Origin of the sequence: Paenibacillus sp. 1781tsa1 (genome assembly GCF_024159265.1) — a bacterium.
Classification (GTDB): domain Bacteria; phylum Bacillota; class Bacilli; order Paenibacillales; family Paenibacillaceae; genus Paenibacillus.
Genome location: NZ_JAMYWY010000001.1, coordinates 3598457 through 3618211, shown reverse-complemented (window position 1 = coordinate 3618211; position 19755 = coordinate 3598457). Strand labels below are relative to the sequence as shown.

Here is a 19755-nt window from a genome sequence, read left to right as displayed (position 1 = left end):
TCCTAAGGATTCAAGCGTTCTTCCAGTTCTTTTACAATTTGAGGATACTTCTCATCCAAATCGTATTTGCGCAAGCAGAGATACGTAAGAACGAATATCACCAAAGGAAGATATACCGTCAGAACCAGAATGCTGGTAATCGCTGAATCCGCCTGTGTTACTAACGCTCCATCGTAGCTGCCCATGGCAAGAATCCAGCCGATCATCGCGGCAGCCAGGCCCGTACCAATTTTAACGCCAAAGCTGTTTGCGCTATTGACCATCCCAACTAAGCGTTTACCTGTCTTCCATTCACCGTATTCCACGGTGTTGTTCACCAACACTCCGCCGACAGCCATCATTGGAATGGTTGCCAGTGTCGCAATACCGCCAAGTACTATAGCTGCAATAAAGTTATATGGCATAAAGCAACGAATAAGTGATGAAACGATGCCAAGAATCATGCCTATCCGTGCAGTTCTGGTAAGTCCGAATTTCTTGATCATGGGTCCCACCATAACAAATCCAAAAAAAACCGGGACTAATCCAACTGCCCCCATGATTCCGATCAGGTTCTCATTCCCGAGAATATACTTGGTGTAATAGATTCCTGTTGAACCATTAAGCGTGTAGAGCATGTTGATCAATAACTGAGCAAACAGCATGATGACCCAGTATTTGTTCTGGAATAGGAGCTTGATGCTTTCCCAGAAAGGAATGTTATCGCTTTCAACAATACTTGCGCCAGCATTGTTTTCTTTGGATGCTAAGAAGGTCAGGATTAAGGAAATGAAAGATACAATACCCAGAACAACCGCAACGATAATCCATGCTTTTTGATCCCCACCAAGCATATTGGTTAATGGAATTAATGCGATAGCGATAATCATCCCGATAATATATCCAAAGATGGTTCGGGTAAGGCCCATTTTACCGCGTTCTTCTACACTTCTGGTACGGATCGCCATCAAGCTTCCGAAAGGGATCGCAATTCCCGTATACACAATAGCTGAAGCAAAGGCAACTGTAGCTAATGCATAGAAGGTTTTTACCGTTGATGATGCCTCGGCGGGCACTGTGAACAGTAATATGATAGATGCCATTGCGGGGAGAGCCATCCATAGAATCCAGGGTCTAGCCTTTCCATATTTTGATTTTGTCGCATCAACGATCCTACCCATCAGCAAGTCTGTTATTGCATTGATAAATTTGGTGATGAGCATAATCGTGCCTACTGTGGCAGCAGCAATCCCTACCTTGTCTGTATAAAAATAAGTTAACATCCCAATCAGTCCGCTGATGGAGTTTAAGGCAAATTGCGCTGCTCCGTCACCTAAGTAATGGTAAGGGCGCATTGTTTTCTGAATGCCTTGGGCATCAAGACCTAATGCCTTGGACTTCTTGCTTCCCTTTACAACTGATGGATTAAGGATTTCTCGCTCTGCTTTCATTGCTGTTCCCCCTTATTTCATTCGCTTCATGGTACCGCTTTCAAACATTATTTTAGTCCTCCTCAAGGGTTTAATATGGTAACTTCATTATTTTTTTAGTAAATTCGTATTGGTGCTTATCCTTTTTTTAAGTGCTATTTTTTCGTTCTTCCATAACGAATTTCTGTAATACAAAATGGCGCTGCTCGTTTCCTGCAGCGCCTTCATAATCAACCCTTTCCCCTTCATACCTAAGATGCATTGAGCATTTGGATGACTCTTCTAAATAACTGTTCGGTCTCCTCTGGCGTATTGGCGAGCAATTCACTTACAGATAAATCATAAGCATATTGAATCATCGGGTGATCCAGCATACCGGGAGCGTGCTCGTTTAACATTCGAACTGCTGTGGGCTCTTCCACAATCTCTTTGAGTGTCGAATCCATGGTAAACCGTTCTCTTTCGAGACTGGTTTGCGTCGCATATTCGAAGCTGTAAGATCCGGAACCAACCTCCACAGGCACAGGTTTCTCAGGCAGTACAATAATTGCGGTTGTATTTGCTGGTATCGTTACATTTACTATAATGTTACCCGCCCTGCATGACCAAGAGCTTTTTATCTCTCCGTAGACCGAATCAAAAGCAGCATCTACCGAACTGATTCCTCGGATGAATTGAGGTTTTATCAGAATCTTCTTATAACCTGCCTCAATTGGATTAATTCCCGCGAGTTTTCTATACATCCATTCCCCAATGGATCCATAGGCGTAATGATTCAAGGAATTCATACCTGATGTATCGAAATCACCATTAGGCAGAATGGAATTCCACCGTTCCCATATCGTGGTAGCCCCTTTTTTTACGGCGTACAACCAAGATGGGAAATCCTCTTTCAGAAACAAGGTACCAGCAAGGTCATGCAGGTCATTGTCCGATAAGGCATGGCACAGATATGGAGTACCAACAAATCCTGTCGTGAGATGGTTTTTATGTTTCGCTATATTGTTTTCAAGCGTCTTGCGAATCCGATCCTTGTATCTCTCCTCGGCAAGGTTGAAGTGTAGCGCTAACACGCAGGCCGTTTGAGTTTCGCTGACCAGTCTGCCAGTTGAAGAGATATATTCTGCATTGAAAGCCTGTTTGATCTGGCTATGCAATTCTTCGTAACGGACGGCATCTTCGGTTTTGTCCAGAAGCTTGGCTGTTTTTGCAACCAGTTCGGTCGAATATGCATAATAAGCGTTTGCTACCAGATAAACATCTGTAGCCCCTGTTCTATCGTTACTAATCTCCTCTTTGTCCAACCCTAACCAGTCCCCATATTGATAACCAGTCTGCCATAATCCATTCGCTCCACAACGTGCAGTAATATAATCAATCCACCCCTTCATGCTGTCATATTGTTCTCGCAGCAATCGAAGATCTCCATAGGTTTGGTACATGACCCAAGGGACAATAACAGCGGCATCGCTCCAGGCAGCAGCACCTTCCTGATTTCCAAGAATGTTAGGAATGACATGGGGAACCCCATATTCCTCCGTCTGCTCAGAGGCAAGGTCGCGCAGCCATTTCTTGAAGAAGGAGGCAACATTCATATTGAACGCAGCGGTCCCGGCAAATACTTGTGCATCTCCTGTCCACCCTAGACGCTCGTCTCTTTGAGGGCAGTCCGTCGGTATATCCAGAAAGTTACCTCTTTGGCTCCACTGAATGTTGCTTTGCAACTGGTTCACCATGGCATTGGAGGTCACGAAACGGCCTGTTTCCTCCAGACTTGAATGCAGCACGCAAGCTGTGAATTGATCGAGCTGGATCTCATCTACCCCTTCAATGGCGATATACCGAAATCCATGGAAAGTGAAATGAGGACGGAAAATTTGATCTTTACCGTTACAGATCAATTGATCAATGGATACTGCCTGTCTTAACGTATCCGGATAGAAATTTCCTTCCTTATCAAGAACCTCAGCATGCCGTATGGTTATCGTTTGACCTTTCCGCCCTTTGGTTCGAAGCTCTACAAACCCAGTAAGGATTTGCCCGAAATCAATGACACATTCTCCTTTTGGAGTTGTAATCAACTGAAGTGCAGGGAGCCTTTTTGTGATTTTGACAGGTTCACTTTCCTGAGCAACAAGGCGATTTTTATCGAAAGAGGTTGTTTCCACATGAAAGGACTGACTTTCATGAAAACATGAATCATAAGTCTCGCCCATGTAAATTTCACTTGAACGGATGGGTCCGGTAGTCACCTGCCAGGTTTTGTCGGTTGCAATGATCTCTTTTGTTCCATCCGTATAGACAATATGGATTTCAGCAAGTGCAGCAACTCTATCCCCGTAATGGTTCGGAGTGCAAGTAAAACCAAATATGCCTTTATACCAGCCATTCCCCACCGTAATCTCTATTTTATTCTGGCTCTCCAGCATCCCGTCCAAACGGTAAGTCTGATATTGCAATCGCTCGTTGTAATTCGTCCATCCAGGTGCAAAGTAGTCTTCTCCTACTCTTGTCCCATTGATCGCAATTTCATAAACACCGAGGGAAGTGGTATAGATTCGGGCTTGCTGAATTTCCTTTTCGACAGAGAATTCTTTGTAGAAAACGGGTGGAGCACTTTCTTCGCTCGGGAATGGATGTGTAATCCACTCTGCCTGAAAGTTGCTGCCATTCAGCAACCCGGTCTCAAAATGTCCTTCCATGACTGCGTGATTACCTTTGTTATCCCAAACTTCGACTTGAACCTGATACAAAGTCGAGGCCTGTAAACGAGGACCAGCATATTCCACTAAAACGGAGACGTCTTCATCCCTCTTTTCAGAATCCCAGATTTTCTGCAAATCTTGTGTGACACTTATTCGGTAAGCGGATTGCATTACGTCCTGTTCAGTAGAACCTAATTTCCATGAGAATCTTGGGTTTACTGTGTCCAGTCCAATCGGATTATGCATGTATTCAATCCGGAAATCTTTTAATTCCATGAGATGACCACCCTTCAACATAGATCTCACACACCTAAATGTTAACGCTTACTAAAATATCATAAAGAAATTTCCTCATACAATATGGTAATATAATTGTAATTTTATAATTTTGATGTGATAAAATGATTAAAAAAAGGAGTCACACACAAAATGGACCTAAAACGTCAATGTAAACTTATTGCAGAACTTTTTGATATGTCCATCTTCTTTGTAAGCTCCACCGGAGAGGTTCAATTCGAACTGATGGGTAATCGAATACTTAATCCGCTGTATAAAAATGATAAACAATTCTTTTTTTCAGTGTTGGGGTTTGATCCATCCGTGTGTAAAGAAGATCCTTCAGTTGTAAGAACGATGTTTTTTGAGAACTACATTTTAATTCGTATTGGTAACGATCTGAACGATGAAGGAACCATCATTTTAGGACCTTCCCTTCCATTTAGCTTGATTGAACATAAAATAAATGGGCTCATTAATGACACACATCTCTTTGCGAACCGGGAACAAGTATATCATTATTATCAGTCTGTTCCTGTGATAACCCATGAGAGGCTAATTAACATCACGATCTTGGTTAATCAAATGTTTAATCACGAATTGATCGAAGCTGAGGATGTAGTACAGGACTATTTGCGCGGTATTCATATCAAGGAAAAAGAAATACAAAGTTCCATAAATTCATCAAAAGGCTATGATGAGATGCTCCATCACAACCCGCTAAATGAAAAGAAATTGTTAACGATTGTTAAGGACGGTAAATTGGATATGCTCAAACACTTTACACAACTTGGTCGTGAAAATACAGGAGTCCTGTCCAAATCAAGTCATATCCGTTCTAAAAAGAATCTTGGCATCATCGGTATAGCTCTTGCAGCCAGAGCAGCAATTGACGGGGGTCTCTATTCGGAGATTGCTTTTTCGGTAAGTGATGTTTACATACAGCGCCTTGAGGATCTACGGACCGATAAAGAGATCGATCAATGCTGCTTGGAAGCATTTTTTTCGTTAACCGAGAAAGTCTCTCAGGTTAAAGAATCACAGCATTCTAAAATCGTAACACTTTGCAAAAATTATATATATAACCACCGTTATTCCAAAATGACACATGAAAAAATTGCTGAACATGCCGGTATTAGCCCAAACTATCTATCGGTACTCTTTAAAAAAGAAGTAGGAGTTCCCGTTAATAAATATATTCAACAGATTAAAATTGAGGAAGCTAAACATATGATTCACTTTACGAGCACTCCACTTTCTGAGATCGGGTCTCTTTTGAGTTTTACGGATCAGAGTTATTTCACCAAGATTTTTAAAACACACACAGGTAGAACCCCTAAGCAGTATCAACAAACGCATCATATGTTAGAGGAATAAGCCCGATGGCGGGCTTATTCTAACGATGCATTCATTCAACGGTTAACAGCGGATAAGATACTTTGAAGTGTTTCTTCTGTGAACAGACCGTTGCTCATAAGTGCTGCATTGTGCAATGTGGTACCCATAATTAATTCCTGCATTCCCTCACCCAATCCTGCTTCATTCCCGTCATATTGCCCCATCGCAGCCATAATTTCAGCTCCGACGGGATGCTGCAGTAATTCACCGAATGTGGAATGCCTAGTAATTGGTTTGGTAACTATTACGCTCGATTCTACCTCGATCGTTTCAGTGAGTTCAATCTCTCTTGAAGATTTTCCGACCATAATGTCGAATTTCCCCGTCTCCACATGCCAGTCTTTCAGCTTAACATCGTAGTAAGCAAAGGCTCTTTTGCCCAGTTCAAAATGTACAGTGGTCTCTTCACCAGGCTGAAGTGAAACTTTGGCGTACCCCTTCAATTCCTGAAGTGGACGTGGGACCGTTGATTCCACATCACGTACATATAGCTGAACGGCCTCTTTTCCCTCTGTTTCACCCGTGTTTTTAATTGTTACTGAAACCGCTACACTGTCGGTATCTTTGATCTGTTTATGACTGACCTGTAGATCACTATATTCAAATTGGGTGTAGCTTAAACCGAAGCCAAATGGAAACAAAGGCTCAACATCTCTTGTATCGTAATGACGGTAGCCAGTAAAAACACCTTCTCGATATTCGACAGTCTCGCCGTCTCCGGGGAAATTCAAGTACGACGGATTGTGGATCAGTTTTTTAGGAAATGTCTCAGCCAGTTTCCCGCTTGGATTTACGCTTCCAAAGAGAATATCAGCGATTGCACCGCCCAAAGCCTGACCTCCAAGGTATGCCTCCAATACACCCTTAACTTTATCCAGCCAAGGCAGTTCAATGGGACCTCCATTGCTCAATACAACAACAATGTTCTCTTGAACCTCCGCGACTGCTTCAATTAAAGTTCTGTGACTTTCGGGCAATTGAAGATGTTTCCGGTCGAAACCTTCGGACTCATAACGTTCAGGCAGCCCGGCAAAAATAACTGCAACCTGTGCATTCTTTGCGGCAGCTACTGCTTCTTGGATCAGTTCTTCGTTTACAACATCTTCGTCCAATGTATAACCGGCCGCATACGAGATGTTTGCACTGTCAGTGGCTGTTTTAAGGATTTCTTCATAGATGTTATCCAGCTTCGTTGGTATAACATGTGAACTACCGCCGCCCTGGTAGCGCGGGTGCTGCGCAAATGCTCCGATAACTGCAATGGAATCTTTGGTGTTTAGAGGTAGAATGCTCTCCTCATTCTTGAGCAGGACCATGCATTCGCTTGCCATTTTTCTGGCCAATTGGTGCTGTGCCTCTACATCAACCGATAATGACTTCCGCTGGCTATCTACAGCTTTGAATACAAGTGACAACAATCTCTCAACAGACTGATCCAGCACCTCTTCGCTCAGCTTTCCCGATTGAACAGCTTCAATAATTTTCTTGCTTCCCGCACCATGACTGGAGGGCATTTCCAGTTCCAGACCGGCAGCTAGTCCCTGATCCCGTTCATTGACAGCTCCCCAATCCGAGACCACTACGCCTGAAAATCCCCATTCATCCCGGAGAATTTCAGTCAGTAACCGGCTGTTTTCGGAACAAAATTCACCATTTACTTTGTTATAAGCGGCCATGACGGTCCATGGCTCTCCCTCTTTCACTGCATGTTCAAAGCTTGCAAGATAAATTTCCCGTAGAGTCCGTTCATCCACCACTGCATCGACAGACATACGCTTATATTCCTGGTTGTTTACAGCAAAATGTTTGATAGAAGTACCCACGCCTTGGCTTTGTACGCCTGAAATATAGCTAGCTGCCAAAGTCCCCGATAAATAAGGGTCTTCAGAAAAATATTCAAAATTTCGGCCACACAGCGGGGAACGCTTGATATTCACAGCAGGCCCCAAAATAATCGAAATATCCGCTGCTTGTGCTTCTTGTCCGAGTGCTGTCCCCATCTTATGGGCGAGTTCACGATTCCACGATGAGGCAACTCCACTTCCGGATGGGAAGCAGGTAGCTGGTAAACTTTTGTTTATACCTAGGTGGTCCGCAGTCCCGTCTTGTTTTCTAAGTCCGTGAGGCCCATCTGACATCATAATAGAGGGAACCCTAAGACGGTCAATGGCATTGGTATTCGTGAAATCTTTACCTGAGCAGAGTTCTGCTTTTTCTTCTAATGTCATTTGCTTGATCATTTCTTGTAAATTAGGATTCATTCGCTCTCCTCCGTTGGCAAACGTTAATAATGTAATCGGTTACTTCATAAGAGTAGAGCAAATGACCCTGAATATATGGTAAGATCGTTTTCTTTTTGGAAAAATAATATCTTATTTATAATGTGTGAACTCCGTAAGTGTTTCTTATTTGTATTCAGTTAACGTTCTCGTCGTCTAACTTATGCAATAGGAGTACCGTTAGGGATTTCAGTATCCGGCTTTAATAGAATAACATCTCCTTTTTCCGGGACTCCGCCCAAAACTAATACCTCCGATTTGAATCCAGCAATGCGCCGAGGAGGAAAATTGACGATTCCAACAATTTGTCTTCCTATAATGTCCTCAGCCTTGTAACGCTTCGTTATTTGTGCACTTGAGGATTTCATCCCGATCTCCGGTCCAAAATCAATCTTAAGCTTAATCGCAGGGATCTTTGCTTCTTCAAAAAACTCCGCTTCCTTAATCGTTCCCACACGAATATCTAGTGCTGTAAAATCATCGATCGTTGCCAATGCTTGACCTCCCGAATGTTCTAGTTTAATGCGCTGGACGAAACGGTTTCAGGAGTCGAATCCCTTCCTCAATGGATCCCTCCATCAGTTCTAAGAGCTGAGGCACCAGTTCCTGCATCCGCGGGGCGTTCAGGTGTCGATCGAGAGCATCCCGGTTTTCCCAGCGCTCGTAGATGATAAATGTACCAGGCTGGCCTTCTACCTCGTGAGCTTCATAGTCAATGTTACCCTGGTCGTTCCGTGACGGGGTGACAGCTGCAGTCATAAACGCCTTCATCTCAGCTTCTCTCCCTGCCTTGGCTCTCGCCTCCCAGAGTACAGTAACGTAACGGTTATTGGTATCGTTCATGTTGATTCCTCCTAAGTTATCAATAATGCATATTCAAACGGTTGTTGTGACATCAGTCATACTTCCGTTACTGCAGCTTCATCTGGCTGCGGAGCATCCGGTCGAGAAGTTTATCCGGGAGAATACGAACCAGTCGGGTCAGCAGTGCCGAATCTCGGCCAGCCGTATAGCGGGTGCGCGGATTACTTGCGTGGATGGCTCGTGAAACTACTTCTGCCACTTTCTCAGGAGGAATACCGCTCGTTGCCCACGATTCAGCCTGCGCCTTCACGGCGTCAAAAAGACGATCATGGCGTCTGTGTTGATCGGGCGTCATCAACTTGGACAGCCGATTGGCTGTCGTAACCCCTTTCTCCGACAGGCTGGTGCTGACACCGCCCGGAGTAATCATGATAACTTTGAGTCCGAACGAGGACATCTCTCTGCGGAGGCTGTCATTGATCGCTTCCATCGCGTATTTTGCAGCTGAATAAATTCCGAAACCAGGCATTGAAATTTTGCCGCCAACGGATCCGATATTCACTACGCGTCCGCCGCTCTTCAGCAAGGCCGGAGTAAGTGCTTGAATAACCGCAACTTGCCCGATCACGCTGACTTCGATCTGACGGCGTAATTCATCCAGCGGAACCATCTCAAGAGGTGCATTAACGGCAATGCCGGCATTGTTGACCACGGCACGCAGCGGGCGACCAAGCGGATCTTGCTCCACTCGTTCGGCCAGCGCCCTTAGTGTGTCGATAGCAGTAATATCGAGAATCACCGGTTCGATATTTTTTTGTTTGATTTTGTCGGCATCTTCCTGACGGCGAACCCCAGCTAAAACGTGAAATCCTTCAGCGGCGAGCTGCTCCGCGGTAGCCCTGCCGATTCCACTCGAAGTACCTGTGACGACAACCATTTCTTGAGTTTTATATGGCATTGTAAACCTCCTGAGTTTGATAAGTTATGAATCACTGTATAGCACTGTTATACGGTCATTATAGCACCGCTATATAGAACTGTCTATAGCGGTGCTATATATTTTTGCATAGTGTGGTCCTCCTGCGATCTGAACATCATTTTGGCGTGCGCAGGGTGATATACTTCGATGCTCCCGAGATGCCGTGTCGTAAGGAATGAGATTATCGAATCCCTCTGAAAATGAAAAAGATCGCCATCCTGCTTGGATAGGCGATCTCTCTTATGTGTACCATTTGTGCTTCTTCATCTTTACCATGAAACAAAACAAAGCCCACATAGGGGCTTTGTTTGGAGTCTCCAGGCTCTTTCATCGATCCCTCATTTTGAACCTGTATCCGGCATTGGGATCAAGATGATCTGCATCACGCTTTCTCGAATGAGATCAACGACGTCAGGCTGGGGTGGGGGTGCCTTGCGAATTTGGGACGTCACATACAACCAAGAGGCCGTATTGGCAGAAGCCCAGACCAGATCTGCTGCAGCTTCGGCCGAAACAGCTAGTTTTCCTGCGGCAGCAACTCTTTGAACATTTTGCACAAGTGCTTGGTACGACTGATCTGCCGCCTCAATATGGGCGCCCTCGAGTAGTCGCCCCATCATTGCCGCATATATCCGAGGACGGGCTGCCGCGAAGCGGACATAGTCATCCCACCCCTGACGAAGCGCCATCTCTGGAATAGGAGACTCCACTGCGGCAATTTTACTATCAAATAACTGTTTGAATGCTTCCACTATAGCTGCACTCAGGAGTCCATCGGCATTACCGAAGTGGTGGTAGAGTGTTGGAGCTGTAACCTGCGCGATTGAAGTGACAGCTCGCGTCGAAAATTGGGCTCCTCCCTCTTCCTCCAGTACCTTAAGAGCAGCTGCTAATATTTTGTCATATGTGCTCATAACTTCTATTATAGCAGTGCTATATATATATGTCCATGACGCAGGTTGTACTCCTGAGACTATGAATCCCGTTTGGTATCACAACAGGGTGAAACTCTGCCTCTTTAAGTTTTAATCGATTCTATTGATCAAAAGGAAGTGCAGGTAATTCATCAATTTTCATACGGAGTAAACTATACGGTTTTTGTCGCAGATCTTTTCCATAATGAAATCTTGCCTGCCTATGTAATTGATTCACAATTACATATAAGTATTGATCCGGACCAATAGAAAACGTATCTGGCCATAAAATTCGGGGATCATGGGCGATGGTTTCCATGATTCCGTTCGGCAATATCTTGCGAATGCTATCATTCTCATAATCTCCAGCATACACGTTTCCTATTGCGTCCGTGATCATCCCATCCGATGCTCCCTTCTCTCCCCAATACTGCACAAGATCACTTAATTTGAAATCCGGTATCGTTCTGTCTCTTAACGATTCGGTTGAGATCGAGTATAGCTGGCGACTGGTTAATGGACAATAGAATAACATTTTCCCATCAGGGGAAATGGCTATCCCATCAGAGGCCAAGCGAAAGGGAGATGTGGAACCATCCGCGTTTCGATTCATCAAAATTTTACCTTCCACTTTCGGTACAAAATACGGATCGGGTGAGGTTGAGCTTGCTCCATGCAACCGTCTATACGCATTGCCGTTTTCTAGATTTACGACGATAATAGCGCCGGGACCATTGGAAGAAGAATCCGTTATATAGGCGTAACCTGCGTTACCTACACGAAAGTCAAATCGGACATCATTCAGATACGTTGTTGGTAAGACCACATCATCTGCAAATATATATACTTTTCTTATTGTATTTGTTTCTAAATCTACCGCGACTAATTTTGCCCCTCCTATAATTGGCTCAGAAAAATTAGGTGCAGCCGTATCCAGTACCCACAAGGTTCCTCTTCCATCTGTAACAACACTTTGCACACTGATGAAAGACATAGCGTTATTCGATGGGTTACTCAAGTTCGTTTCTAAGTTAGGATATGGCTGCAACTGACCCTCAACAATTTCCGCTACGGTAAATTTAACGTCATCTCCCCATTTCGGAAAGCAAACAAAGATACGCCCGGTTTCGGACACGCTAACACCTGTAGGCATAGCCCCGTAAAAGGAATGAACGAGTTCTAACTTACCAAAATATTCTTCCATAGGTAACATAGGCTGTATGATGTCCTCCTCAACATAGTTGGATAGATATTACCTATAATTATGTTCAAGACTTTTTCTAATGCCTGGCCCTGGTTTATTCTTTTTCAACCTCGATTATAAAATTGTCCCATACATCTAAAACACAAAAAAACTTCGGCGTAAGCCGAAGCATGTTGACCGTAACTATATGTGTTCCATGAAAATTGCTTCCTCCGATCGTCAGCGCAGGGTAAATCCCCATGCAAAGAGTATCGGAGAAAATACGGAATAGAAGGAAAAACGCTGCCAAGCTTATCAGTACTAGGACCGTTTTATTGTTGGTCCGGCAGACGTAATGCGTTTGCTGAAGTTTGCGCTTGATCTAAAAATTCCTCTGCTCGGGTCAATTGCTGTCGGGCAATCTCCAATGCTTGTGAATCTGTTGCATTCGATTCATTTAATGAGCTTATCGCCTGATTTAAAGCTGTCTGCACTTCAGAAACCGCGTTAGATGCATGCTGCTCCAGTGCATTTCGACTCGATTTAAGTGCACCTTCTGCCGGTTTTCTTGCATTTTCGGTGGCTAGATCAATTTTGTTTTTATTAGGCACAGTGAGTCCTCCTCCCTTTTGCAAGATCATATAAAACACAAAAATAAGTATCGGATTACGATTTTGTTTATATTCCTGCAACGGATTGGGAATATTCGGATCTTCCATCCCCCGCAATCCATTTTAGTATAAGATCCGATTCGTTGGAAAATCTAACGTTGATGAAAAAAAGGAGGTGATCAGTTCTCCATGAACAACCCAACACTAGCGCCGCATGAATCGATGGAACTGCATGAAGCTTTAAACTTCAAAACACTGTGCATCGCCAAGTCAAAACTGATGCAAGGCCTGGTCTTTGACCAAGAGCTAAAAGCTTTAATGCAGAAAGACGTCACTGAGTCCATACAACAGATCGCCGAGCTGCAAGCCATTTATGCGAAAGCTCCTTTCCAAGCGCCTGTTCCAAGTAGTCCGACACCTATAACACATTAAGGGGAACTCAAATGAATAGCGATTATTTAGACCCGATTAATTCATTAAATATGCCGGAAATGGCAGATATGACTTTTGCCATGGACTTCCTTATTCGTGCCAAGGAAGGTGTACGTAATTTGTCCATCGCCCTGACGGAAACAGCTTCACCAGATGTAAGAGCCCTTCTGCACACTCAGCTTAAACAAGGAATCGCAATGCACCAGGAAATCTCGGAGCTCATGATTCGCAAAAAATGGTTCCATCCCTATGAGCTGAATGAACAGTACCAACTCGACCAGCTATCGGCGAATAATACGGTAATGATCGGGCAGATGAATCTGTTCCCTGGAGATACGTCGCGTAAAGGGATGTTTGATCGGACCCCAGATGAACATATTGGAGGACATAAAGCATGAAGGCGGTAACGTATCAAGGGGTTAAAAATGTCGTGGTCAAAGAGGTTCCGGATGCGAAGATTGAGAAACCGGACGATATGATCGTAAAGATCACCAGTACAGCCATTTGCGGTTCTGACCTTCATCTGATTCACGGGATGATCCCTAACCTTCAGGAGAACTATGTCATCGGACATGAGCCGATGGGGATCGTAGAAGAAGTAGGCCCTGGCGTGACAAACCTAAAAAAAGGCGACCGTGTAATCATCCCGTTTAACATCGCATGTGGAGAATGCTTTTATTGCAAAAATCAGCTGGAAAGCCAATGTGACAATTCCAACGAGAACGGAGATATGGGTGCATATTTCGGCTACTCGGGAACGACCGGCGGATATTCTGGCGGGCAAGCTGAGTATTTACGGGTTCCGTTTGCCAATTTCACCCACTTCAAAATTCCTGAGAACTGCGAACAACCGGACGAAAAGCTAAGCTTGATCGCTGATGCCATGACCACGGCATTCTGGAGTGTAGATAATGCCGGCGTAAAAAATGGAGATACGGTCATCGTGCTCGGATGCGGCCCAGTCGGACTCCTGGCCCAGAAATTCTGCTGGCTGAAAGGAGCAAAGCGGGTCATTGCCGTTGACTATGTCGATTACCGCTTGCAGCATGCGAAGCGAACGAACAACGTCGAAATCGTAAACTTCGAACAAGATCAGAACATTGGCAATACGCTCAAGGAAATGACCAAAGGTGGCGCCGATGTTGTCATTGATGCAGTAGGAATGGACGGCAAGATGAGTGATCTTGAGTATTTAGCCAGCGGTTTGAAACTGCAAGGCGGTACTATGAGTGCATTTATCATTGCATCTCAGGCTGTCCGCAAAGGCGGAACCATTCAAGTCACTGGGGTATACGGTGGACGCTATAACGGATTCCCACTGGGTGACATCATGCAGCGAAACGTGAATATCCGTTCCGGACAAGCTCCAGTTATTCACTATATGCCGTATATGTACGAGTTGGTTACGTCTGGAAAAGTGGACCCCGGCGACATTGTTACACACGTCATTCCCCTTAGTGATGCCAAGCGTGGTTATGAAGTGTTCGATACAAAAACGGACAATTGTATTAAAGTCATCTTAAAGCCTTAAATATGGATAGATACATGGGAGGATAATTCGAATGAATTCCAAATACGCATTGCATGAGGTGCTCGAAGTACATGAAATTGCTGCATTCAAGACGGTTTGCCTGACAAAATCCCAGACCATGCAAGCTCTCGTAACCGACCCGGAGCTCAAGCAAATTTTGCAACAAGATGCGATATTATCACAACAGCAGCTTCAGGAGCTTGGTGGAGTGCTGACTAAAGCGACTGTATAGGAGATAACAAAATGAACCCAATATTAGAACACATGGCAGGCCTTCATACGCTAACGGATGATGTGATCGCAATGGATCTGTTGATAAACGCCAAGAGTGGAGTCAGAAATTATGCCATGGCTGTGACCGAATGTGCCACTCCCGAAATCAAGCAAATTTTGATGAAACAGCTCGATGAAGCCATTGACTCTCATGAAAAGATATCAAATTATATGGTACAGCATGGCTTATACCATCCCTTCCATATTCCAGAGCAAATTCAGCTCGACCTGAAAAACATTCAAACGGCTATGAACATTCCGTCCTGACAGCGTTTAACCACTGCCGGAGACTTCAGAGTGCATAAGGAATCCTGTGTCCAAGTCTCAAGAATAATAAGACTCTCAAGAAAAAAGGGTGAACCTTAGTTCACCCTTTCCCATTCATAATTATAATCCATTGTTAGAAATCAGATTTTTGTACCAGAAGAAGCTTTCCTTCCTTCTTCTCTCCAGCGTACCATTTCCGTCATTATCCTGATCTACGTGGATTAAACCATAACGCTTCTCCATTTCAGAAGATGAATAGCTGATTAGGTCGATGATTCCCCAGACCGTATACCCCATGATCTCAACGCCATCCAATAACGCTTCATGCATCTGTTCGATATGAGACCGCAGGTATTCGATACGATAAGGATCGCAAATTGTACCGTCTTCTTCAACGGTATCGTAAGCACCCAGTCCATTTTCTACAATGAACAAAGGAACCTGGTAACGGCTGTACAGGTTGTTGAGCGCCAGTCTCAAACCAATCGGATCAATTTGCCATCCCCAATCACTGACAGGCAGATAGGGATTCTTGATGCCTCCCATTGTGTTACCACTAACCGTTTCCAAGCCTTCGCTGTCCGCACTGGCCACAAATGAATTATAGTAACTGAACGATATGAAGTCGGCCGTATTTTCTTTTAACAATTCGCTATCACCTTCGGCTTTTTCAATAACGATGTTCTGCTCTTTAAAATATCTTTCCATGTAACCCGGATAAGCGCCGCGTACTTGCACATCGGTAAAGAACAGATTGAATTGATTATTTTTATGAGCAGCCAATACGTCTAGTGGATTACATGTGTGAGGATAGTGAAGCAAAGTTGTTAGCATGCAACCTATTTGGGCATCTGGATTAATTTCATGACAAAGCTTTACTGCATAAGCACTTGCAACGAATTGATGATGCAGCGATTGGTATACGGCCTGCTCAACATTCTCATATCGATCAGGAACAATTCCACCGTTGGTAAATGGATGACGAACGATGCCGTCAATTTCATTAAATGTGATCCAATATTTCACTTTATCTTTATAACGGTTAAATACCGTTGTACTGAAGCGGACAAAGAAATCAACAACCTCTCGGGATGTCCATCCTCCATAATGATCGACCAGATACATCGGCATCTCATAGTGAGACAAGGTAACCAGAGGTTCAATGCCATTTTTAATCATCTCATCAAACAGGCGATCGTAGAAAAGCAAACCTTCTTCGTTTGCATTCGTTTCATTCCCATTTGGGAAAATTCGAGTCCACGCTATGGACGTACGTAATGTTTTGATGCCCATCTCACCCATTAATGCAAGGTCTTCCGGATAGCGATGATAAAAGTCAATTCCTCTTCGTTTCGGATAATTCACCGTAGATTGATCCTTAAGGGCGGCCTCCAGCTGCTCCGAACTCACAGCGTTTTGCTTTTTATAGTCACCTATATTTTTCTTGTTCATAGCCGTATCTGCAGTGGAAATGCCTTTTCCTGCTACGTTCCAGCCACCTTCTGCCTGATTCGCTGCGATCGCTCCGCCCCATAAAAATCCTTCGGTAAATGTTCGGGTTGTAGTCATACAATCATCCTCCTGTTAATCCGTTCTGTCCATCACACGGCTGATGTGAATAATGAGGTATAATCTCTCCTCCTTGGACATAAACCGTTCGAATTTGGCACCAATGTAGTTGTTGATCTTCGACACACAGTTGCTTTCCTCCGGATATTTGGTTGAAATTCGTTCCAGCAATTCATCATCCTTGGATTCAAGCATCGTGTTCTCCAGTAATCGCTGAACAAAAAACTGCAGATGAGTCAAAAAACGTGAATAGTTAATACTTAGCGTGTCCATCTCAATTCCATAATGAATACGAATGATATTCAGAATATCTTTCACGGTGCTAGTCATCATCATGACCTGACTCATGTTCTGTTCCGTTTGTTGTGCATTGACCAGATGGAAGGCAATGTTGGCTGCCTCCTCTTCCGGCAAATCCAGTTCAAGTTTATCTTTGATAAACTTTAATGCCTGCTTCCCAATGAGAAATTCTTGCGGGTAAAATTTCTGAACTTCCCATAACATTCGATTTTGTATCGTAATATTGGATTTGAATCGTTTGGCAGCCATATGAAGGTGGTCTGTTAATGAAAAGTATAGATTTTCACTGAGATCTCTTGATAATACTTGTTTTGCATAGGATATGATTTCGTCTGCCAAAATTAAATACTCCTTTGGCGTCTCTTTCATCAGAGCTGTTATATCCGAGGACATGCCTTCATTCTCAACGACATATACCTTTTCGATCTCATTTTCGTTAATGATATCTCCAGGTTTGCTTCTGAATCCGATTCCCTTGCCCATCGCAATAACTTCTTTCTTGTCATTACGCTTGGCCAGAACAATACTTGTATTGAGAACCTTAACTACTCTCATATCCATGCTCCTCTATGTTCAGGGTGAATGTCACCCTACTAATATTACAAAATGGTTATAAGTGGTGTCTCAGGTCCTATTTTTTCGGCTTGCTCATGTCCAAGGATTTCAAGATAATCACCACTGTTTGTTACAATAACAGGTGTTGTTGTATCGTAGCCTGCTTTTTCAATAGCTTCCATATCAAATTCAATCATCAATTGGCCATGTTTCACCGTGTCGCCTTCTTGAACAACCACATTAAAATGCTGACCCTTTAATTTTACAGTATCAATTCCGATGTGAATCAGAAGTTCAATGCCTTCTACCGATCTCAAGCCGATCGAGTGTTTGGTCCGAAACACGGTTTGAACTGTTCCATCAAATGGAGCAACGACTTGACCTTTGGAAGGTTTGATCGCCATTCCTTTCCCCATCGCTTCTTGGGAGAATGCTTCATCGTTCACAGCCTTTAACGGGATTGCCTCTCCTTCAATCGGGGAGAAGACAACCAAGCGTGATTGCAATTTCTCTTTCTTCGGAGCTGCTGGTGCTGTTTCCGCCTGAGTGGTTCCTCCCGATGAAGCATTTGCATTAGACTCTGCTCCGGGGTCATTGAAGCCGATGAAATAAACGGCAATTGGCGTAACCGCGATAGAAATAGCTGCTGTAATCAGCGCATAGGTAAAGTTATTTTCAGCCCCGATAAACATGGGTAAAGAAGCAAGACCCGGTCCGACTGCAGCATAAGCCTTCAAGTTGACAATACCTGCAAAGAGTCCTGCTGAGCCTGCTCCAATCATACAAGCTACCAAAGTACGCTTCAGCCGCAGATGCACCCCGTACAGTGCTGGTTCGGTAATGCCAAACAATCCCGATATACCGGCTGGTAACGCAACTTGCTTCAATTTCTTGTCCTTAGCCAAGAACCAGACCGCAAGCGCCCCAGCGCCTTGTGCCATGTTAGAAGAAAGCATCGCACTATGAATTAATGTTTCATAGCCTGGTGAAACCATAGCTGCGAAAATAACCGGATAAAACACTTTGTGCATTCCGAACATGACGATAAATGGAAGGAATACAGCCAATATGACAACGGTTAACCAGCCGATTTTACCTTGAATCCAGAATAAACCGTCCGACAATCCTACACCCAAATAGTTACCAATTGGTCCCAGAACCGTGAGAGCCAGTGGTGCCATGACAAGAATAACAATTAAAGGTTTAAGGAAGATCTTCACTGGTCCCGGTGAGACCTTATCTGCGAATTTCTCGACATAAGACATAAGCCATACTGTCAGAATAATGGGTAAAACGCTGGATGCATAACTGATGTTAGGCACAGGAATACCCGCGATGTGGACGGGTACTTCTCCTCCGAGCAGCGCGATCATTTTGGGGTGTAATAATCCCCCCGCCAGTGTGGCTGCAATATAAGGATTGGATTTAAATTTCTGTGCACTGGAGTATGCCAGCAGAACAGGCAGGAAATAAAAAGCCGCGTCAGCGATATTAAACAGTAACACATAGAGCTGATTTTCTTTTGACAGAAGGCCTAGGGATGTACACAACAAAAGCAACGCTTTAAACATCCCTGCTGCTGCGATTGCTGGAATGATCGGCTGGAAAATGCCCGTAATCAATCCGGCAAAACTCTCAAACAAACCTTTGAAGCTCAGATCTCTTTTCTTGTTTGGCTCCGGATTTTCATCTGTGTTTATTGTGACTATTTGTTTAAGTTCATTATATACATAACTAACATCGTTACCGATAATAACCTGATACTGTCCCCCGCTGTATACGGCTCCCATGACGCCATCCATGGCTTTAATTTCTTCAGTTTTTGCTATGGTCGGGTCCTTCAAATTCATTCTTAAACGGGTGGAACAATGCAGAAAATCATTGATATTTTCTTGTCCGCCTACATTTTCAAGAATAACCTTTGCGGTTTCTTTGTAATTCATACCACACCTCACCCCTAAAATTGTGCATAAAAAAAGGCCTAAATAGGGCGGGTACACTTCATGTACAAACCACCCAATTTAAGCCTTGCCTGCCGAACAGTAACACGCCAAATTGAATCATATATGATATTGTTTAGGTCTTAAATAAACGTTTACATCGCTAATATAGCATGCACTTCGACAAAAAGCAACAAATTGTATGGATGTCCGCTTATCATGAGAGATCTTTTATCGTCCATTACTGTATCAGCCGACATCTAAACAAACAATAAAAAAACTGCTATCGCTAGCAGCTTACTGATTTAAAAAATAGGTTACTATGTAGCA

The 19755-nt window shown here is 43.9% G+C and carries 18 protein-coding genes; 6 read left to right on the top strand and 12 right to left on the bottom strand.

Annotated features, from left to right (window positions below; translation table 11 throughout):
- Positions 1-2 precede the first annotated feature (2 nt).
- Together NKT06_RS15970 and NKT06_RS15965 are read right to left on the bottom strand one after the other, a co-directional pair.
- Positions 3-1430 carry an MFS transporter gene (locus tag NKT06_RS15970; protein ID WP_253436316.1) on the bottom strand — a complete coding sequence of 476 codons (1428 nt, stop codon included), beginning with the start codon at positions 1428-1430 and terminating at the stop codon, positions 3-5.
- 230 nt (positions 1431-1660) lie between these two features.
- On the bottom strand, positions 1661-4390 hold the full coding sequence (locus tag NKT06_RS15965) for a glycoside hydrolase family 78 protein (RefSeq protein ID WP_253436313.1): 2730 nt from the start codon (positions 4388-4390) through the stop codon (positions 1661-1663).
- Positions 4391-4543: 153 nt separating this feature from the next.
- Between NKT06_RS15965 and NKT06_RS15960 the strand changes: the two genes are divergently transcribed.
- On the top strand, positions 4544-5767 hold the full coding sequence (locus NKT06_RS15960) for a helix-turn-helix domain-containing protein (protein ID WP_253436310.1): 1224 nt from the start codon (positions 4544-4546) through the stop codon (positions 5765-5767).
- 35 nt (positions 5768-5802) lie between these two features.
- Here NKT06_RS15960 and NKT06_RS15955 read toward each other — a convergent pair whose 3' ends face one another.
- The 7 genes from NKT06_RS15955 to NKT06_RS15925 all read right to left on the bottom strand — a co-directional run bounded on the left by NKT06_RS15955 (position 5803) and on the right by NKT06_RS15925 (position 12666).
- Positions 5803-8049 carry a glycoside hydrolase family 3 C-terminal domain-containing protein gene (locus NKT06_RS15955; RefSeq protein ID WP_253436306.1) on the bottom strand — a complete coding sequence of 749 codons (2247 nt, stop codon included), beginning with the start codon at positions 8047-8049 and terminating at the stop codon, positions 5803-5805.
- Positions 8050-8228: 179 nt separating this feature from the next.
- Positions 8229-8561, bottom strand: coding sequence for a chaperone CsaA (csaA, locus tag NKT06_RS15950; protein ID WP_253436304.1), 333 nt, complete (start codon positions 8559-8561; stop codon positions 8229-8231).
- A 25-nt stretch (positions 8562-8586) separates the two neighbouring features.
- On the bottom strand, positions 8587-8910 hold the full coding sequence (locus tag NKT06_RS15945) for a putative quinol monooxygenase (RefSeq protein WP_253436301.1): 324 nt from the start codon (positions 8908-8910) through the stop codon (positions 8587-8589).
- A 67-nt stretch (positions 8911-8977) separates the two neighbouring features.
- Positions 8978-9829, bottom strand: coding sequence for an SDR family oxidoreductase (locus NKT06_RS15940; RefSeq protein WP_253436298.1), 852 nt, complete (start codon positions 9827-9829; stop codon positions 8978-8980).
- A 359-nt stretch (positions 9830-10188) separates the two neighbouring features.
- Entirely contained in the window at positions 10189-10764 is a 576-nt protein-coding gene (locus NKT06_RS15935) for a TetR/AcrR family transcriptional regulator (protein WP_253436295.1), read from the bottom strand.
- Between the two features lie 121 nt (positions 10765-10885).
- The gene (locus NKT06_RS15930) at positions 10886-11986 is read right to left on the bottom strand and encodes an L-dopachrome tautomerase-related protein (protein WP_253442603.1); all 1101 of its coding nucleotides are present in this window, start codon (positions 11984-11986) and stop codon (positions 10886-10888) included.
- Between the two features lie 293 nt (positions 11987-12279).
- Positions 12280-12666 (bottom strand): hypothetical protein, encoded by a 387-nt coding sequence (locus NKT06_RS15925; RefSeq protein WP_253436292.1) that lies wholly within the window; start codon positions 12664-12666, stop codon positions 12280-12282.
- 81 nt (positions 12667-12747) lie between these two features.
- Between NKT06_RS15925 and NKT06_RS15920 the strand changes: the two genes are divergently transcribed.
- From NKT06_RS15920 to NKT06_RS15900, 5 genes are read left to right on the top strand one after another with little or no spacing between them, the layout of a single operon-like run.
- A complete protein-coding gene (locus tag NKT06_RS15920; protein WP_253436288.1) occupies positions 12748-12990 on the top strand; it encodes a spore gernimation protein GerQ in 243 nt (80 codons plus the stop codon).
- An 11-nt stretch (positions 12991-13001) separates the two neighbouring features.
- On the top strand, positions 13002-13388 hold the full coding sequence (locus NKT06_RS15915; protein WP_253436285.1) for a spore coat protein: 387 nt from the start codon (positions 13002-13004) through the stop codon (positions 13386-13388).
- Positions 13385-14521, top strand: a complete 1137-nt coding sequence (locus tag NKT06_RS15910) for a zinc-dependent alcohol dehydrogenase (protein WP_247897573.1) — start codon at positions 13385-13387, stop codon at positions 14519-14521. The genes NKT06_RS15915 and NKT06_RS15910 overlap by 4 nt, the downstream gene beginning before the upstream one ends.
- Positions 14522-14552: 31 nt before the next feature.
- On the top strand, positions 14553-14753 hold the full coding sequence (locus NKT06_RS15905) for a hypothetical protein (protein WP_253436282.1): 201 nt from the start codon (positions 14553-14555) through the stop codon (positions 14751-14753).
- An 11-nt stretch (positions 14754-14764) separates the two neighbouring features.
- Entirely contained in the window at positions 14765-15061 is a 297-nt protein-coding gene (locus NKT06_RS15900; RefSeq protein WP_253436279.1) for a spore coat protein, read from the top strand.
- Between the two features lie 120 nt (positions 15062-15181).
- On the opposite strand, the gene NKT06_RS15895 is transcribed toward NKT06_RS15900, so the two are convergent.
- Genes NKT06_RS15895 through NKT06_RS15885 form a run of 3 tightly spaced genes read right to left on the bottom strand, consistent with a single transcriptional unit; the run spans position 15182 to position 19428 of the window.
- Positions 15182-16630, bottom strand: coding sequence for a glycoside hydrolase family 1 protein (locus NKT06_RS15895; RefSeq protein WP_253436276.1), 1449 nt, complete (start codon positions 16628-16630; stop codon positions 15182-15184).
- 15 nt (positions 16631-16645) lie between these two features.
- A complete protein-coding gene (licT, locus tag NKT06_RS15890; protein WP_253436272.1) occupies positions 16646-17485 on the bottom strand; it encodes a BglG family transcription antiterminator LicT in 840 nt (279 codons plus the stop codon).
- A 44-nt stretch (positions 17486-17529) separates the two neighbouring features.
- Positions 17530-19428 (bottom strand): beta-glucoside-specific PTS transporter subunit IIABC, encoded by a 1899-nt coding sequence (locus NKT06_RS15885; RefSeq protein WP_253436269.1) that lies wholly within the window; start codon positions 19426-19428, stop codon positions 17530-17532.
- Positions 19429-19755 lie beyond the last annotated feature (327 nt).

Coding starts and splice junctions, on each gene's coding strand:
- NKT06_RS15970 (WP_253436316.1), bottom strand. CDS start 1,430: ATGAAAGCAGAGCGAGAAATCCTTAATCCATCAGTTGTAAAGGGAAGC.
- NKT06_RS15965 (WP_253436313.1), bottom strand. CDS start 4,390: ATGGAATTAAAAGATTTCCGGATTGAATACATGCATAATCCGATTGGA.
- NKT06_RS15960 (WP_253436310.1), top strand. CDS start 4,544: ATGGACCTAAAACGTCAATGTAAACTTATTGCAGAACTTTTTGATATG.
- NKT06_RS15955 (WP_253436306.1), bottom strand. CDS start 8,049: ATGAATCCTAATTTACAAGAAATGATCAAGCAAATGACATTAGAAGAA.
- NKT06_RS15945 (WP_253436301.1), bottom strand. CDS start 8,910: ATGAACGATACCAATAACCGTTACGTTACTGTACTCTGGGAGGCGAGA.
- NKT06_RS15940 (WP_253436298.1), bottom strand. CDS start 9,829: ATGCCATATAAAACTCAAGAAATGGTTGTCGTCACAGGTACTTCGAGT.
- NKT06_RS15935 (WP_253436295.1), bottom strand. CDS start 10,764: ATGAGCACATATGACAAAATATTAGCAGCTGCTCTTAAGGTACTGGAG.
- NKT06_RS15925 (WP_253436292.1), bottom strand. CDS start 12,666: ATGGAAGATCCGAATATTCCCAATCCGTTGCAGGAATATAAACAAAAT.
- NKT06_RS15920 (WP_253436288.1), top strand. CDS start 12,748: ATGAACAACCCAACACTAGCGCCGCATGAATCGATGGAACTGCATGAA.
- NKT06_RS15915 (WP_253436285.1), top strand. CDS start 13,002: ATGAATAGCGATTATTTAGACCCGATTAATTCATTAAATATGCCGGAA.
- NKT06_RS15910 (WP_247897573.1), top strand. CDS start 13,385: ATGAAGGCGGTAACGTATCAAGGGGTTAAAAATGTCGTGGTCAAAGAG.
- NKT06_RS15905 (WP_253436282.1), top strand. CDS start 14,553: ATGAATTCCAAATACGCATTGCATGAGGTGCTCGAAGTACATGAAATT.
- NKT06_RS15900 (WP_253436279.1), top strand. CDS start 14,765: ATGAACCCAATATTAGAACACATGGCAGGCCTTCATACGCTAACGGAT.
- NKT06_RS15895 (WP_253436276.1), bottom strand. CDS start 16,630: ATGACTACAACCCGAACATTTACCGAAGGATTTTTATGGGGCGGAGCG.
- licT (WP_253436272.1), bottom strand. CDS start 17,485: ATGAGAGTAGTTAAGGTTCTCAATACAAGTATTGTTCTGGCCAAGCGT.
- NKT06_RS15885 (WP_253436269.1), bottom strand. CDS start 19,428: ATGAATTACAAAGAAACCGCAAAGGTTATTCTTGAAAATGTAGGCGGA.